Origin of the sequence: Bradyrhizobium sp. B117, assembly GCF_038969555.1 — a bacterium.
In the GTDB taxonomy this organism is placed as follows: Bacteria; Pseudomonadota; Alphaproteobacteria; order Rhizobiales; family Xanthobacteraceae; genus Bradyrhizobium.
Window position 1 is genome coordinate 1,716,952 of sequence record NZ_CP152414.1, and the last position, 16,755, is coordinate 1,733,706.

Annotated in this window: 11 protein-coding genes; 3 read left to right on the forward strand and 8 right to left on the reverse strand. The window is 57.8% G+C overall.

Annotated features, from left to right (window positions below; genetic code table 11):
- Nucleotides 1-301: 301 nt before the first annotated feature.
- Nucleotides 302-1,219: an NADP-dependent oxidoreductase gene (locus tag AAFG16_RS08355; protein WP_342738643.1), complete on the forward strand. Its 918-nt coding sequence runs from the start codon at nucleotides 302-304 to the stop codon at nucleotides 1,217-1,219.
- 671 nt (nucleotides 1,220-1,890) lie between these two features.
- On the opposite strand, the gene AAFG16_RS08360 is transcribed toward AAFG16_RS08355, so the two are convergent.
- The 7 genes from AAFG16_RS08360 to AAFG16_RS08390 form a co-directional block, all read right to left on the reverse strand.
- A complete protein-coding gene (locus AAFG16_RS08360) occupies nucleotides 1,891-2,310 on the reverse strand; it encodes a hypothetical protein (protein WP_342738645.1) in 420 nt (139 codons plus the stop codon).
- 71 nt (nucleotides 2,311-2,381) lie between these two features.
- Nucleotides 2,382-2,675: a hypothetical protein gene (locus AAFG16_RS08365; RefSeq protein ID WP_342738647.1), complete on the reverse strand. Its 294-nt coding sequence runs from the start codon at nucleotides 2,673-2,675 to the stop codon at nucleotides 2,382-2,384.
- Between the two features lie 722 nt (nucleotides 2,676-3,397).
- Entirely contained in the window at nucleotides 3,398-3,769 is a 372-nt protein-coding gene (locus AAFG16_RS08370) for a hypothetical protein (RefSeq protein ID WP_342738649.1), read from the reverse strand.
- 642 nt (nucleotides 3,770-4,411) lie between these two features.
- Nucleotides 4,412-5,479, reverse strand: a complete 1,068-nt coding sequence (locus AAFG16_RS08375) for a LysR family transcriptional regulator (protein WP_342738651.1) — start codon at nucleotides 5,477-5,479, stop codon at nucleotides 4,412-4,414.
- Nucleotides 5,480-6,546: 1,067 nt separating this feature from the next.
- Complete coding sequence (locus tag AAFG16_RS08380) at nucleotides 6,547-11,235, reverse strand: AAA family ATPase (RefSeq protein WP_342738653.1); 4,689 nt, start codon at nucleotides 11,233-11,235, stop codon at nucleotides 6,547-6,549.
- Nucleotides 11,236-12,470: 1,235 nt separating this feature from the next.
- A complete protein-coding gene (locus tag AAFG16_RS08385) occupies nucleotides 12,471-12,878 on the reverse strand; it encodes a globin domain-containing protein (RefSeq protein WP_342738655.1) in 408 nt (135 codons plus the stop codon).
- Nucleotides 12,879-13,109: 231 nt separating this feature from the next.
- Nucleotides 13,110-14,114 carry a helix-turn-helix domain-containing protein gene (locus AAFG16_RS08390; RefSeq protein ID WP_342738657.1) on the reverse strand — a complete coding sequence of 335 codons (1,005 nt, stop codon included), beginning with the start codon at nucleotides 14,112-14,114 and terminating at the stop codon, nucleotides 13,110-13,112.
- A 324-nt stretch (nucleotides 14,115-14,438) separates the two neighbouring features.
- Between AAFG16_RS08390 and AAFG16_RS08395 the strand changes: the two genes are divergently transcribed.
- Both AAFG16_RS08395 and AAFG16_RS08400 read left to right on the forward strand, forming a co-directional pair.
- Nucleotides 14,439-14,972, forward strand: coding sequence for a PAS domain-containing protein (locus AAFG16_RS08395; RefSeq protein WP_342738659.1), 534 nt, complete (start codon nucleotides 14,439-14,441; stop codon nucleotides 14,970-14,972).
- 185 nt (nucleotides 14,973-15,157) lie between these two features.
- Nucleotides 15,158-15,724, forward strand: coding sequence for a sulfite oxidase-like oxidoreductase (locus tag AAFG16_RS08400; RefSeq protein WP_342738661.1), 567 nt, complete (start codon nucleotides 15,158-15,160; stop codon nucleotides 15,722-15,724).
- A 567-nt stretch (nucleotides 15,725-16,291) separates the two neighbouring features.
- Here AAFG16_RS08400 and AAFG16_RS08405 read toward each other — a convergent pair.
- Complete coding sequence (locus tag AAFG16_RS08405; protein WP_342738663.1) at nucleotides 16,292-16,678, reverse strand: response regulator; 387 nt, start codon at nucleotides 16,676-16,678, stop codon at nucleotides 16,292-16,294.
- Between the last annotated feature and the right edge of the window lie 77 nt (nucleotides 16,679-16,755).

The following is a 16,755-nucleotide window of genomic DNA, read 5'->3' on the forward strand; positions in this document are numbered from 1 at the left end:
ACGCCTTCCAGCCGATCTATGGCAGACTTCAACGACCCGCCGCCAGTTTCCGCAACGAGCAGGCGCGCGGCTGAGCGACGCCGAAGCTGCATAGAAATAATCATGTTCCACCCACTCACGATTCGGTTTCGTCGTAAGAAGCAGATATCTGCATCTGTACCATACCTTTGCATCTTTGGGCGCCGGGTCGATGGCATCGATTCCATAGCTATAGGTCATTAGACGAACGAATCTTGAATCGTATTTTGGTGGCTCGCGAACAATACGAACATCACGACATACCACGCTCAAGAGGTGGACGATGAAAGCTATTGCAGTGAGCAGCCAGGCTGCGGGAACGGCCGGAATGAAACTGGTGGAGCGGCCGGAGCCGCAGGCAGCGATAAACGATGTCGTCGTTCGGGTTCATGCGTCGGGATTCGTCGGGACCGAGCTGGCGTGGCCCTCGACCTGGACCGATCGCCTCGACCGTGAGCGGACACCGTCAGTTCCTGGGCACGAATTGGCCGGAGTGGTCATCGCCCTCGGCTATGGCACGACAGGGCTGTCGGTCGGACAGCGAGTGTTCGGCCTCGCGGACTGGTATCGCGACGGCACCCTGGCGGAGTACGTGGCGGTCGAGGCACGCAATCTCTCGCCGCTGCCGGGAGATGTTGACTTTACAGTGGGTGCGAGCTTACCCATCTCGGGCCTCACCGCATGGCAGGGATTGTTCGACCACGGCCGCTTACGGGCGGGCCAGAGCGTCCTCGCGCATGGGGCTGCCGGCGCAGTCGGATCGATGGTGTCCCAGCTCGCACGTGAGGCCGGCGCCTACGTCATCGGCACCGGACGGGCCGCAGACCGTCAGAAGGCGCTCGACTTCGGCGCGCAAGAGTTCGTCGACCTCGAGAACGATGCCTTGGAAGACGTCGGCGACGTCGATTTGGTGTTCGATCTCATTGGTGGAGATATTGGGAAACAGTCTGCGCGGCTGGTGAGAGCCGGAGGAACGCTGGTGTCGATCGTCGGGCCCGTCGAGATACAGCCCGCCAACTTCTTGGCGATCGACTTTGTCGTCGAGCCCGATCGCGCCCAACTGGGTGAGATCGTCCAGCGGGTGCGAGACGGGCGACTACGGCCGAACATCGGAATCGTCTCGCCGCTCCATGACGCTGTTGCCGTCTTCAACCAGGCTAAACGGGTCAACGGGAAGAAGGTCATCCGCGTTTGTCCGTGAGTGACACGCGCGCGCCGATGCATGCGGCGTCCCTTGCCTAGATCGATCCGCCCCTTCAAGCAAGCACGTAAGCCATTTCACCGCGCTTTAGCGGATCAGCTTTCTCGGCTCGGCCGAACGGATCTAGCCCGGAGTTCATTGGCTTGAGCTCTTAGAGGTCCCGCGAATTACTCGTAGCTCATTGTCGATGGTAACCTAACGACGATTCTGCGCGTATTACGCGACTCTTGAGGACTACATCGCGTTCCGGAAAGGAGCGATTACAACCTAACGGGTAAAACCCGGTCCTCGCGCTGTCAGCCGCGACAGGATCTCGATGGAATGCCGGCTACTCGGATGGCGGTCACGCCCGCTGGTCCGGACGGAGTCCATGAGCCTGCTTAATCCGGTCGTTTAGCGGTTCGCTATCGACCGCGCGTACCTGGTTTGACGGCCAGTCGCCCAGCCGTCTGAGCCTCGCAAGTAGCGTGTCAATCAAGGGAAGAGCTCCGCGTTGGGCAAGGCCGCCACGCAGAATGGAGGCGCTGGCCATCTCCGCCCACATGCGCTTGTCATGTTTGATTGAAAAGGTAAGTCGCTATGTAAATCTTCGCAATCGCATTCTCTCCGGGATATGATCGATTCATTCTGAGGCGGCGCGACATATCGTTTCTCTGCGACGGAATACTGCGCTAAAATTGAAGCGGTCGCCCCATGATAGCCCGAGTGCCGAGATGGGCTACCACGGCAGTGCTCGTCTCGATCGCACTGACGGCTGGGGCCGTCAGCAAGACCGCAGCGGCGAGAACAGGGTAGCAACAGATGTCGATCCCACCAAAATGGAGGGCAGACGGGGGAGTAATGGATATCGCGCCAAATGCGCCATCCATCCACGGATGCAGCCAGTAATGGATGACCCGGACGAGCCCCGTCGCGTGGTCCGCGAGAGTGGGCGGCAGAAGCGCCGTAATGCGGGTCACCGCCCAAAGCCAGAGTGCGACAGGACTGTTCTTGCTAAAGTTCAACCGGAAAGGTGCGATCATCAAGACGCTGGCTGCAGGATAGTCGATGAGGTAGGTGTGGATAGACTTTGTGATGCGGCGAAAGGGCATAGCGCAACTCCTGCATGCTGGTCTGCTCATTTGAGCTCTTGAGACATCGAGAGTAGGAGCGGCGAACGAGATCAATCGCGTTGTGATTGATGCGCGACGCGGTTTGCCACCGAGTATCGATGAGGTGTATGGGGAAAGTATTCTTGTCTGTGCGCCGTTAGAAATGCAGGATCGTTATCGTTTTCATTATCTGTGGCGGCCACGTCTGAAGCGCCTAATTTCAAACGGAAGGTACGAGCGTTCAGAAAGGGCTCGCGCAGATCTCTTCCATTTGAACGCTCCCGGTTTGTAATGGCCGGCTCGCGGGGCAGACGGCGAAACCGCGTCCGCCGCACCTCTAACTCGATCAGATCGGGGGCCGTCATTCGGCGAGCCCACGCTGCCGTGGCTCTTTGATTTAAAACTTCCTCAGACGCTTACTCATCGCGCAGACCCGTTCTTCCACGAAACGCACGGCCAAGTCCTACAATGGAATGTTCCATACGCGTGCCCCTGGCTCGCGCTGAAATGCGCTTGCGCTCTTATAGCGTGGATTGTACGCCGCCTCCGGGATGTCAGCTTGTTGACCCGACGCTGCCTGACTTGATGCAACTTTCGGCAGTTGCGAGTATAGACCGGAAGCGGCTGCCGAGGAGATGGTGTTCAAGTTCGAAGACGATCGGCCGCGTCAGGCTGCCTGGGCGACGCTCAGCAGCTCCTCCACTCTCGCAGATCGGCGGGTTCAGGAGGCGTCGTCCGCCCATCATGGAAGCGATGTCGATCTTTGAGTATTAACCGGAAATGATCCGACCCTTCGAAGCACTACTGCTGATGCCCCAGCGGGCGAAAAGCGGAGAGCTGAAGCACGCTAACAACTCAAAGACGTCGCAGCTAGCGCCGGCTTGAGGGGCCGCGCGCTGCCGAGCTTTGCTGTCACCATTCGTCCCGCCCGGTCCCAGAGGAGTTGGGACACTAATAGTTCTGAAGGCTCCAATGTAAAAATCAATACATTGGATTTCGAACGCGGCGATCCGATCGCGGGTTGCCTGGAGGCCGCATTATTCTCTCTGCATGTTCGTCCAGCCCCCCGGAAGCGTAGGAGATCTCATCAATACGGCGCACACGTCGGTGTGTCAGTCCAGGGCGCTGTTGCAAATGCGCCGACACGCGGTCCGGGCAAGCAACCTGACCTGTAATGTCCGTAATCGTAGGCCGCATCGTATGATTCGTCAGTCGGGTAGCCCCAATACGAACCGTAGGCCGGATAGCCCCAGCCTGAATAAAAGGCGGGGTAGCTCCAGTGCTGAGGGTAGGGATGGCTCCGCCGTACCCGGTAGCGCACCTCCGTCATCCCGGTAAGTACACCCGCCTTGATCGAGGTGCCATTGATCGGCGCGGCCGACGAGTCAGCCGTGGCGACGACTGCGATAGAAACAGCAACTGCAAGCGCAGCCGCGAGGCCGCGGATTTGAGTCTTCATGGTAACTCCTTTTCGTTTTGGAAACACCCAACGAGATTAATCTTGCAACCTCGGCGATGAAAATCACCTCTCGCAATCAAGTCGATAGACAATCATTATTGCCGGGCTGCGTCGGGGACTGGCGATAATCTGCATTCGGCGGAGAGCTCTGGTGTTGTTGTAGCGCTTTGTGCTGCTGTTGAAGGTAAGCAAACTCCGATTAGAGTGTCACTGGCCCGAGGTCGGCAACGACCGCTCTTTCAAGAAGGCGAGCAAATTCGCGGCCACGCATCAGAGTCCATGTGAGAAATGGCACATCGCTCCGACATGCGGACTGCGACAACGCAGCTGGGACGACCGTCTATGAGGCGGAGACGTAGAAGTAGGGCTCGCATGCGAGCTTGGTTCGGGAGTGCCTTTGTGTAGCCCTGAGCGGCTGGAGCACCCTTCGAGAAAAGCGGCGTGACTTGATCCTCATTTCGTGCCGTGGATTTGCTCAAGCGGGGAGCATGAAAAAAATGGAGTCGCGATGCGTCTGCTCTTGCGCGGGCTGCTGCCCCGAGGATCGCGCTAGTAGCGTTGGCTTCATTCTGAGCAGCTGACCGAAGATCGTGATCGCGACTGCCAAGGCCACACCGCGCATTTCGCGAGCAGTCACCGCCGCTATATTGATTGCGGTTGGCGGGATGGCCGCGCTTCCAGATCTTCGCTCCGAGTCGTCTGACAATCGCCTGGGCGATCGCCCCGGATTCGTGGCTCAAAAAAGGAGTCGCCATGTTGGGAGCCAGCGTTACGAATGTTGTCGTTGTTTGAGGTAGCGGCAGTTGCGTTTCGTAGTGTTTCCAGCGCACTCGTCCAGTCGCGAGTGCGCACAATCTTGATAAACGCGTCAAGTGCCGGCGAATACTGCCTCCCCGCCACGGCCAAGAGCTGCACCTCACGCCGAACTGGGTCGCCCTCAATCGGAATAGCAGCGAGCGACGGCAGCCTAGGAGCGTGCTCTGGGACCAAGATGGCTCCAAAACCAGCGGATGCCATTTGCTGGAGATGCCTTTCCTGATCACTGGTGTGCACAACTTTAGGGCCAGGATGGTCGACAAAACACTCCCGCATGAATCTGCCCACGACGTCGCATCCGAGCCTTTCGAGAAAGACCACCTCGCGCAAGTCTTGGATCGGGATGGCGGTTTGCCTCGCCATCGCATGTTCTCGAGACAGGACAAGCACGTACCGTTCTTGGAAGAGCGGCCAACGGTCGATCCGCTCAGGTAGCTCCGCAGCGTCGCCGACGAGAGCCGCATTAATTTCGCCATCCAAAAGCAACGTAACGAGCTCGTCGGCATCGGCTTCGCGTAAATCGAATCGCAGTTCAGGAATGATCCTGGCGAGTTCCAGGAGCAATTCCGTAATTAGCGCGGCGGAAATTGACGGCGCCAGCCCAATCTTGAGCCGGGCGATTGCCTTCTTTTGATAGCTTCGCGCCCGAAGCCTTACCGCCTCCGCGGCGAGAAATACCTCCTCCAGCGCAGGCAGAATTATTTTTCCCAGCTCGGTGAGCTGGGTGAAACGACGTTCACGGTGAATCAACGTACCGCCGAGCTCGTCCTCCAGCTTATGGATCGCCTTTGTCAGTGCCGGCTGGGTTACATTACATTGCTTAGCAGCCTGCGTAAAATTGAGCGTCCTCGCGAGGGCCAAGAAGTAGCGCACCTGATGAAATTGCAGATGCATGCTCACACCCGAAAGAGTTGCCAAGGTCCGAACCATTCAAGTTCGTAGCCGTGATGAGGAGGGGCGATGGTCAGAGGGTCTGTCGCGGAGCAAAAACAGATGATGTGCACTGGCCTAGAATTAGCGACCTGCATATTGCGGAAAGTGTTCGCACTGACGCTGCTTCCGACTAACTTCGCGGACTGTGAAATCAGCCTAATCCGCGGGTCCGAAAAACGCGTTCGATCGTACAGACTTTGCATTGCCTCGATCCAATCTCGATGTGCTGATGGCGACCGTAAATTTCGCGCTATATCTATCGGATGTTTGGTCAGCTGATGTCGGCGTTTGTCATGTGGAATCGCGGACGCGCCGGCGGCCGATGTTTGTGATTTCTATAGTGCCCTTCCTGGCAAGGGAGCTTTGAGCGATTCCAAGCAGCGGAGTCGCTTGGCAGCACTGGATAGGGCAGGATCGGAACTCATTCTCTCACTGGAAATTCCCGAGTCGCGCATTTTCATCCTCCAGCTCTAGCGTGGCGGCCCGAGCGTTTGGCCCCTGTTGATTAAAAGCGCAGTAGGCGCACAAGGTCGTCATAGCACTTGGCGTTCTTGATCATTACAAGGCCCCGGTAGACGATGCTGTTGGCGCAGTGAATATGGTGCGCATCCTGGTTGCCCGCAGCTTCGGTGTTCGGTGGTCTTGCTAGCAATAGATAGAGCGGCTTGATTGCGGCGTTAAGCGCAGTTCTTGCTATAGCGTTATCATTCTTGCGGGTTTGTTGAAGTCTATTTCGTGGTGCTCGCGTCCCGGCGTACCCACTGCCTCAATAGTCGCGATCATCGGTTCAACCCAATTGCTCCAACAATCCGCTGTCGTTTGGAGGTCAGATCGGGTAGTTGAGGCGGCGCGAGTCTGAACTCGAAATCAAATGAGGCTTTCCAGTGTAAGGTCACCACCGGGTATTGCATCAAGCCTGCTCAGCGGGCGAGGGTGATAGTTGGTGCGACTCTGTCGCCGGCGCCACCGGGGTGCGCTTGAAGTCGCAAACGAGATCACACCAAGGGGACCCGCTCCTTGTTGCCGGTTCACGCCACCCGATCTGACTGTGAGGGAAGCGTGAATCGAAAAATTGCGCCCCGAGGTTCGGCGGTTGAGGCCCACAGTCGTCCCCCGTGCGCTTCGACGATGGTGCGGCAGATCGATAGACCCATCCCCAAGCCACTGGGCTTGGTCGTATTGAACGCCTCGAAAACACGCTCGAGGTCCAGGGAACTCAGACCCGGACCCGAATCCTTGACCTCCACAAGCACGCCATCCGGCTCACTGTTGCTAGTGGTGATCACTAGTTCTCGCATCCCCTCACAGACCGAGCTCATGGCTTCGACCGCGTTGATGATCAGGTTCATGATCACTTGTTGCACCTGCACCCGATCCCCTTGAACGAGCGGCAAGCCGTGCAGGAGGAGTGACTGCACCGAAATGCCATTCTTCATGGCTTCACCACGGGTCAGGGCGATGACCTCGAGGATTGCTGCGTTGATGTCCACGTCTTCGTTGCGGAGAGGTGCCTTTTTGAAGAGAGCGCGCATGCGGCCGACTACTTCGCTGAGGCGATTGCCATTTGCAAGGATCCGGTTGAGGGCCTGCCGAGCGTTCTCTAGATCCGCTGGTTCTTTGCTCAGCCAGCGCAACGCGGCGGAGGCATTATTGAGTGTCGCCCCAATTGGCTGGTTGACTTCATGGGCAATGGAAGCGGACAAGTGGCCCATTGTTGTGACACGATTCGCGTGCACAAGCTCCATCTGCATCTCACTGTAACGTCGCTCGCTCTCGCGCATTTCCTCCTCTGCCCGCTTGCGCTCGGTTAAGTCGATCACGAAGGCAACGCCCTGTTCGCGTCGTTCACCGAGCGTCGCTGCCCCGACCAACACTGGCACCCGGCCGCCGCTCTTCTGGAGGTACTCCTTCTCATAGGGTTGCGCGGTTCCGGTCGCGTCCAGCTCGGCCACTCGTCGGTCGTCGGCATCACGCCATTCGCTAGGCGTCAGATCCCGCCAGCGCAGTCGACCGGAGACGAGATCGTTGCGGTCATATCCGACAATGCGGAGAAAGGCGTCATTGGCATCGATGATCCGACCCTCAAAATCCCAGACGAAAATGCCGATGATATTGGCGTCCACCAGCCGTCGGATCCTGGCCTCCCGCTCAGCTAGCTCGCGGTACAGGCCGGCGTTCTCAATTGAGAATGCCGCTTGAGAAGCAAGTAGTGTGAGGACCACCATTCGAGCAGGAGTAAACGCGTCAGTCGCGAGATTGTTCTCCAAGTACAGCATCCCGACTAACCTGGTCTGCTTCAGTATCGGGAGACAGAGCACGGAACGTGAGCAGCGGTCGCGAATGTAAACATCCGTGGAAAACGAGCTCTGGCCGGAAGCATCGTGCAGGAGAACGCTTTCTTTAGTCCGAAGGACGTAGTGAAATACAGAAGTCGGCAGATCTGCGGCCGTGACGCGTGCCTGTTTGAGGACAACGTTCACGTTGCCGTTGCTGGTTGTGGCCTCTGCCTCAATTTCAAAGTTGCCGCCTCGCGGCAAAATTAAGATACCTCGTTCGGCACCCGCATGTTCGATTGCCAGACTCATGAGCGTGTTGATTAGTTTCTCGAAAACAATCTCTCCCGACACCGCTTCCGAAACTCTGATTACGGTAGCCAAATCAAGCTGCTCGTTGGGTGTCACCATCGTCGCCGTGGAACCCGAGATTGACTTGTCCACTTTGAGATGTGGATGAAGCTCCTCGAGTTGGCGAACTTTCCCGTCGGCTCCCCAGCGGAGATAACAGGCCCGCGCCGCCCGCAGATAGGTGGCCGCAATCTCCTCATGGCCGCGCTCCGCGTAGAATCGCGCAGCAATCTCGTTGGCAATTGCCTGGTTGTGTACGAACCCATATTTGTGAGCCTCGCGGATGGCCTGGTCGTACAGCTCCTGAGCGTTCAGCACCCGGCCTTCAATGCGGGCGATTTCGGCGGCGACCAAGGCAGCGCGGTCTTCAAAAGTGTCGGGGTCGACCTCCGCCCACGCTTGGAGCTGCCTGTGATGGTCCAGCACAGAATCGAAATGCAACGATCTCTGCTCCAGTGTGGCGTGAACCCAGACTGCCGCGTGCGCCAACGCGCCATAGAATCGATACTCCGCTAACTCGAACGTGGCCGCCGACGTCCAAAGCAGAGGTTCAGCGTGCAGCGAGGCGTCCACAGCCGCCGTAAGGTCCCCGGCCAAGAAGTGCGCCTGCAGCTTTCGCGTCCAGTAATGGAACTCAGCGAGCAGTAGATCGGGGCTGTTAGCCAAGCGGCGTTCGGTATCCACTTCGCTGTATCCCTCATGATCCAGGCGCCCGAACTGTGCAGTTAACCCGCGCAAGGTGAGGATCAGACCGAGTTGAGCTCCGCAGCGCTCTATGACGAGGCCAAAACGTACCCGCCTAGCAAATGCCAAGCCGTTCTCGCACTCCTTTTGCACTTCCTCGAGCGGATCCCCGGCTGCGAGGCCAACTGTGACGGCCAGCAGCTCGCACTCGGCTGTCAGATACTCGATTGAGTAAATCAGCCGGTGATTTCGTTCCCAAGTCTCATCTGGAAGAAGGGCTCTGCCGGCTCTGAGATATTTGAGTGCGGAGTCGTATGCCGTCGAGAGTTTCGCACGCCGGCCGGCGATCAAATTGAGTTCTGCGACGCGTTCCCGATCCTCTACAAAGGTGATGAGATGAGAGCCCCGATTGAGTTGATTGACGATCTCAAATATCGCTTCCTCACGTTTCTCAGCGGGCGTGTGCCTGGCGAGGAGCATTCCCATCCGAAGGTGAGCCTCGCCACGCAGGTCCATCGGTATAAGCGAATAGGCTGCTTCCTGGACGCGGTCGTGCGCGAATCCATAGGAATTATCCGTACGGAAAATTAGGCCCAAGCGTACGGCCTCCAAGAGACGGTCGTGCATGCTCTCAAGTGAGCCTTGATAGCCTATCCGAAGCGTCTCGAAATCTACGGTGTTGCCCAGGCAGGCTAGTTGCTGGAGCACCTTCTGCGTTGCGGGCTGAAGGCGCTTCAACTTCTCGATCATCAGCTCTGCGACGTTATCCGTGAACCCTTTGGCACGGATGCGACGCAGATCCCATACCCAACGCCGCCCGCTGTAATCAAATGTCAGGAGGCATTCATCCACCAGAGTAGAAATGAACTGGATCGCGAAGTACGGATTTCCAGTGGTCTTCTCGTGAATCAATTCCGCCAGCGGGGCAGCACGCGCCAGTTTGCATTGAAGGGTGTCTGCTAGCAGTCTACTTAGATCGCCGCGACTGAGTGGCGTGAGAACGATGTCCCGCACCGCCGCTCCGGCCTGACGGATCGCGTCTAGCTTCCGTACTAAAGAGTGGGTGGCATTGACCTCGTTGTCCCGATACGCCCCAATAATCAGGAAGTGCCGCAAATCGCTGTGCGTCAACAGATCTTGGAGGAGGTCAAGTGTTGCGACATCCAGCCATTGCATGTCATCTAGGAACAGGGCGAGGGGATGTTCAGCCCGCGCAAACACGCTGATGAAGTGTCGAAATACGGTTTGAAAACGTTTTTGCGCCTCCTGCGGCGGCAATTCAGGCACTGGCGGCTGCTCGCCAATGACATGCCTTAATTCAGGAACGAGATCGACAAGGAGAAGTCCGTTCGCATCCAGCGCCTCACGAAGTATGTCCTGCCATTTGCGCAGGTCTTCCTCACTTTGGCTGAGGAGCTGCTGGACCAGGCTCTGAAACGCCTGGGCCAAGGCGGCATGTGGAATGTCGCGCTTGTCACGTTCGGATTTGCCTGAGGCAAACAAGCCTCGTGGTGGTACGAGCGATTTGTGGAGCTCGTTGACGACCGCGGATTTGCCGATGCCAGAGTGTCCAGAGACTAGCACAAGTTCCGCCCGGCCACCGCCAACGATGCGGTCGAAGGCAGTGAGCAGACAGTCGACCTCCCGGTCTCTCCCATACAGCTTTTCGGGGACCCTGAGACGATCGGGGACGTCTCGAGCGCCAGGAGCGAAGTCATCGATCCGTCGCCGGGACTGCCATTGCGTCAAGCAGCGCCGAAGGTCGCTCTCAACTCCCGCCGCTGTCTGATACCGTTCCTCCGCCGTCTTGGAGAGCAACTTCATCGTGATCGCAGACACCGAGGCCGGCACGGCTTCGACTCGCTCCCTGGGTGCGGGTGGTTGTTGGGCGATGTGGCAGTGCACCCATTCCATCGGATCGGAGGCCGCGAATGGCAGGCTCCCGGTCAGCATTTCGTAAAACGTCACTCCAAGCGAGTAAAGATCGCTCCGAGAGTCGATCGAACGATTCATTCGTCCCGTCTGCTCGGGTGCCATGTAGGCGAGCGTTCCCGCTATGAGCTCAGGAGCTTCGGGCGACTGGCGCTCGCGCGGAAGTTGGGACGCAATCCCGAATCCCGTGAGCCACGCGTTGCCGGTGTCGTCGACGAGGACATTCGCAGGCTTGATATCCTTATGTAAGAGGCCCTGCTGATGGACTTGACCGAGTGTCCTTGCCAACCCAATGGCGGTGCTAAGGAAACGAGTTAGGTTGAGCGGTTGCCCCTGGTCACGCACAAGAATCCGATCCAGCGGCTGACCGCCAGGGTCCTTGAGTAAGAGGATCGTCCGCCCTTCGTGACGAGTAATGGCCAGAGGCTTGGCAGCCCACGCGGGATCGAGTTCGGCTCTGAGCGAGTATTCGTGCATGAGCCGTCTGATACTCTGAGGCGACGGCTGTTCGAAGAGTGCGATCGCTAGGACCGGCGAGGGGTCGTCGTGCTTTCGGCCGCGGTAAAGGGTAAAGTCCGCGCTTTCTCGCAGGGGTACCAGCACGTACCCCGAGAGCTCCGGGATAGGCGACATTCTTGTTGCCACAGCATCACCACTTCAGAGTATTCATGGATAGGATGCTCACAGGAACTAAGTATCAATGGCCGAGCGTAGACTTGGTTCAATCTTTCTAACGAAGTGAAACGTTCTAGCGAGAGCCAGCCAGGATGGCGACGGCCCCTAGTGCTCTGGGGTTATCTTCTTAGGATCATTGTTCTCTGGACGGCGTTGGGGAGCGCCGCGACAAAGGTCTCGACGCAGACATCATCTCCCTGCAGGACGCCGCTGCGCCAATCCCTTTAGTAATTCGCCAAAACGGGCGAGCGTACGACGCGCGGCACGGCCATGCGCATTCTCCAAGTCGGTCATGGCGGCGCCGCAAAGAATATTCCTCGGCGTAATGTAGTAGGCCTGAGCCATCTTATCGCACCATGATTTATCTACCATCATCTCGCGTGCTTAGCATTCCAGCCTCAGAAGGCCCGATCGTATTTGTGATCGGTGATGATCCGTTCACTCGCGGTTCGCTCAGCATCTTGTTCTGTTCGGTCGGGTTGAAGGTCAAAGCGTTGGCTTCCGCAGCCGAACTGCTTGCAGGCATTCCGGCCGGCGTGTTCAACCTCGTCGTCGGCTCGGCTCGACGTCTTTGCCCGGATCGCCGATCTTCCCGATTCGCGCCTGCACGAACTGCTGCCCTGGGATTGGAAGCTCCCGCGCCAAGCCGACGAACCCACCGATCAGCGAGCTGCCTAACCTTCACGCAGCGCCATCATAGCGCTACCCGGCTCTCGCGCGCATGCGTCAATCAGGCGGTCTTCGTCGTATGCGTACGATGCGCAACACGCCCGGATCAACAGATATCGCTGACCGATCGGATGCCCGTTCAATGGCCACCAGCGGACGCGGATAGGGTGTCGTCGGCTATAATGTCCAGGTCGCGGTGGACACCGCGACACCAACTGATTGTTGCGCGCGAGGTCATAAACGTCGGCCGACAACGGCCGCGCGCCGATCCTATCCGTTTGCACACAACCAAGACCCAGAACGGACATATCGGGATCACTGCCTCCAGAGACGAAAAATTCGCTTAGTGCCAGGCGGGAGATCGTAAATCAGACGCCGGCCGCCGCCTTCATTTCACCCGCGAGCTCATCGTAGCAGACCGTCCACGCCTCACGAACGGCGGGCGTGAGATCCTCTCCAAGCGCCTGTTCGAGGGTCCAGAGCAACGCTTCCCGCACCGCGTCGTAGTCGGCGAGCTTAACCCCGTACTCGACATGGCGGACGGCAAGGTCACGGATCGCAGGCGAAAGTTGATCCAGCGCGGGTAGATTGTAGACGACCATAGCGAGCATGGTCATTAGCTTGACGCCCTGAATACGCATGTTGTTTCTGAATAGCGGCCGGAAATTCGGATTAGTGGCGAATAGCCGCTCGTAGAACAACGCCCCGGCGACCTCAGGCATCGCCGCCAGCCGGGCGAAGGTGGTCTGAACAAGCTCCTGCTGCACAGCATCCACGATGTCATTTCCTTTGCGTGCGGGCGCGGCTCACTCGGCTGCGCGCGACACATGATAGCAATCGGATGCGACACCCCAGGCGCATAGAAGCGTCGTGCAACCTGACGCATCTCATTGGCGCGCGATTTCCGTGGGTCACGACATCATTCACACGGAAGCAGTTGCGAGGTCGTCTCATTTCGCGCCAAGCAACGTCTCATTTAGCGCCAAGCGGGAGATCGCCCCGAACATTCACGATGTGTCCTTCCCTGTCGTGCGCTGGCCATTCACTCGTCCTTGCGATGCCGCACGCAGCATGGTGGGCGGGCTACCGAACTCGCTTGCGAACGCGCGATAAAATGTCGCCATACTGTTGAACCCCCAGCCAAAAGCTATATCGATCACCGATCGGCCGGTTCCCGTCGCGTCGGCGACGGCGTCGCGGCATCGCAGCAGTCGCTCGCGCAAAACGTATCGGGCGAAACTGACATTGTTTGCCTCGAACAGCCGATGCAACTGGCGCGCCGAGATGCCGAGTGCGGCCGCGGCGCTGGCGGGGGTCAGGGAAGGATCGGCGAGATGCAGGTCGACGTAACGCTTGGCGGCCGCGAGCCGCGCCGATTGTAGCGAATCCCGTTCCCGACTGATGCCTTCGTTGGAGATGTTACAGCTCAGTGCCACGAGACCGCAGAGATTGCGCAGCACGGCTTCACAGTGTTCGTTCGAGAGCAGCGGGGCTTGCGCCTTCGCCGCATCAATAGCTGCGCCGAGCAGCGAGCCGAGCGGCGAGGCACCGGCCAACCGATACGGGCGTTCCAGTCGGCCCCCGGTTATAATCGGCGAGAGTGCAGCCCGCGGGATGATCAGCATGTCGAACGACGCTGGGCCTTTCCATTCCGCGTCGAATTGCCATTCGGTCGAGCTTATGCAGAAATCACCGGGCTCATGAATCAGGTCGACTGGCGTGCTGCGTGCCGCGGCCCTCCAGATGACCGGCGCGCGAAATCGGCGGACGAAAAACGCTTCGATCTTGTCCCTGGCAACGTCGGCCGCCGTCCGTTGGACCCTCTCAAGTCCCGAACTTATCTCCAGCAGCGCAAATTCGCCTACAATCGATCCACTCGCTTCCGCGCGAAAGGCGGCGGGATCCGGAACCTCGCCCGGCGTGATGCTATGGGCCTGCTTCGCGAAATAGTCGCACCAGAACCTTACGCGGTCGCGCGGCGCAATATGGTCCGTGGAAAAATGGACTTGCATGACCATCCCGTAGGCCGACCAAATGCCTTGGAAACTAACCTTAGACCGGTCACATGGGCAAAGCGAGCGTGCCACACTTTGGGGACTGCCACTTTTTGAGGCGGACGTGGAGAGTTCCTTTGCGTCTCGTTTCAGCGGGCGAGCTGATCACCGCACCCGCCTCTCCGTGGCCAATAACAACCGAATGGCGATCGGCGCAAAATGAGACATCGTGCGGCGCACGGTGAGACGACTGTAATGATCTGCGAGACTATGCTTACTCAAATTCGAGTGTAAGGCCGAATAGGTCTTATGAACAATGTGGGTACGCAAAGGAGGTTGAAAATGGCAACCAACGCAACAAGCACGATGATTTTGCAGGGTGACTTCGACAAAATCGACTTCCGAGGAGAAATCGTCGATGGGCACCTCGTCGCAAAAGGAATTCTTGCAGACCAGGCGGCAATGGATTCCATCCCAGTAGGAATATACGTTCTCGAAAAGGATGCGACCGTTGTCAAGTGCAACAAAGCTGCGATTGCAGGTTGGGGACGCACGCCGTCTCTGGGAACTTCGGAGAAGTTTTGTGGGTCACACCTTCTGCGTTATCCCTCAGGAGAAGTGATGCCGCACGAACATGCACCACCCTCCGTGGTGATCAATAACGGCGGCACTGTTCGAAACGCCGATGTGATTTGCGAGCAGCCCGACGGTTATCGTCTTCTAGCTCTCGTGAATGTCTTTCCTATTCGTGACAACGAGGACGAAGTGATCGGAGCAGTTAATATTTTCCGTCACAACACCAGCAAGACTGTTCCTGGCCTTGAGCCCAAGTCTGCAAGTCGTTCTGATGTCAGAGCTGATGAAGACGAGCAGTGAAGATCGTTTCGCCGCTTAGAGATTCACCGGCAATTTGACGGGTTGCTGCTCGAAAACCCAATATTTGGCGTCTCTGCCGCAACCCGGCTCGCCGTTGCCCAAATTACGTGCGCCGACTAGACGCACTATAGCTCGTGGTGGAGGTAAGTGTGGGATCGAAGCATCGAGGCGAACGGGAGCGCGAGATGCTTGCCGCCGGGCGGCTCCCCCCCGGACAGTCGCTGACGCTGAAGTCGCCGGTGATACATGTGGGCTCGGTGCCGCTCTTTCGTCCTGGGTCGTGGGATTTTCGCGTATTCGGGCTAGTAGAGGTGCAGCTGCGGCTTTCGTGGGAAGAGTTTTCTAATCTGCCGCAGACAGAGCTATCTGCGGACATGCACTGCGTCAATGGCTGGAGCCGCTTCGACAACAATTGGGGAGGATTGCTCGTCACAGAATTGATGAAGCGAGTGAAGTTGCGGCCAGAAGCGCGGCATGTGATGGTCCATGGCGAGAACAAGTACACGGCAAACCTACCAATCGCGGATTTTCTGCGCCCGACTACAATTTTAGCCCTGCGGCATGACGGCGAACCCCTTACGGCCGAGCACGGGTACCCGCTGCGGCTCTTGGTACCAAACCTCTATGCGTATAAGAGCGTGAAGTGGGTGCGCGGGATCCAGTTCTTGGATCGCGAGTCGCCGGGTCTATGGGAATTTAATGGCTATCACATCTATGGTGACCCGTTCAAAGAGCAACGATCTTCGAGCTGAGTATCCGAACCCAATGTTAGACCTTCACCTGCGGGCGTGAACTATTCTGAATTGAGCACGTGTGGCTCGGCTTTCGTCCCCCCCGTAGAAATTATTTCAGGTGTTGAGCAGCGGCTCCGCGCGCATAGTGTGGTGGCCAAGATGGTTTGCTTGATCATTCGCGCCGCTTTTTCCGCCCATGTCCGATGACGTTAATAGACGCCATGGAAGAGGGGCATCGTTCAATCGGAAATGATAGCCCAATAGCGGTTCGCCTGATGCCTCTAGTCGGTCGAGCTTATGACTAGCCCGTGGACCGTACCTCCGCGCAAACTGTTCAGATATGTCTCTTCCTCAGGTGAACTGATCGCGAAAACCCAATGAGAAATCGGGCCTTTCGCGTATTGTCCTAGCCATTGCCGTTTTGGGCTCTTGATCACTTGTTGAAATTCGGAGCTCCTTGCGAAGCTCGCACGGACGAGTAAAGGCAGCGATTTCTTAGTCCATACTTCACGATAACCGGGCCGAACGCTAACCACAGCATAACCGAACTTCTCGTCAAGCGCCGGCAACCCATTGAGCGGTCGTTCAAATATTATCTGGTTTCGCGCGCTGCAGAGCAGATTGGACGCATCCGAGCAAATCCTCGTCGTCGATGGGTTTGGCCAGGTAGCAAACGACGCCGTGACGCAGAGCCCGAACTCGCGCGCTGTCATCCGGGTAAGCTGTAATCAGAATCGTTGGAAGGTCATAGCCAGATCGGGTCAAGAAGCTGTGCAGCTCCATCCCTGTCATTTGCGGCATATGGACATCAACGATCAAACAGGAGGCATGGCAGAAGTTGGGAGACGCCAAAAAATCCGCTGCGGAGGGGAAGGCCTCAATCTCAAACCCCATCGCCTGCATGAGGCCCGTCAATGCCGCGCGAGATTGGTCATCATCATCGATGATCGAAATGCGAATCTCGTTAGACATATCCCCACCCTGATTGTTGGGGATGCGGTGCGCCGCATCTCTCGTCTGTGTCCATCTCCAGGAGCGCACGGTGACTA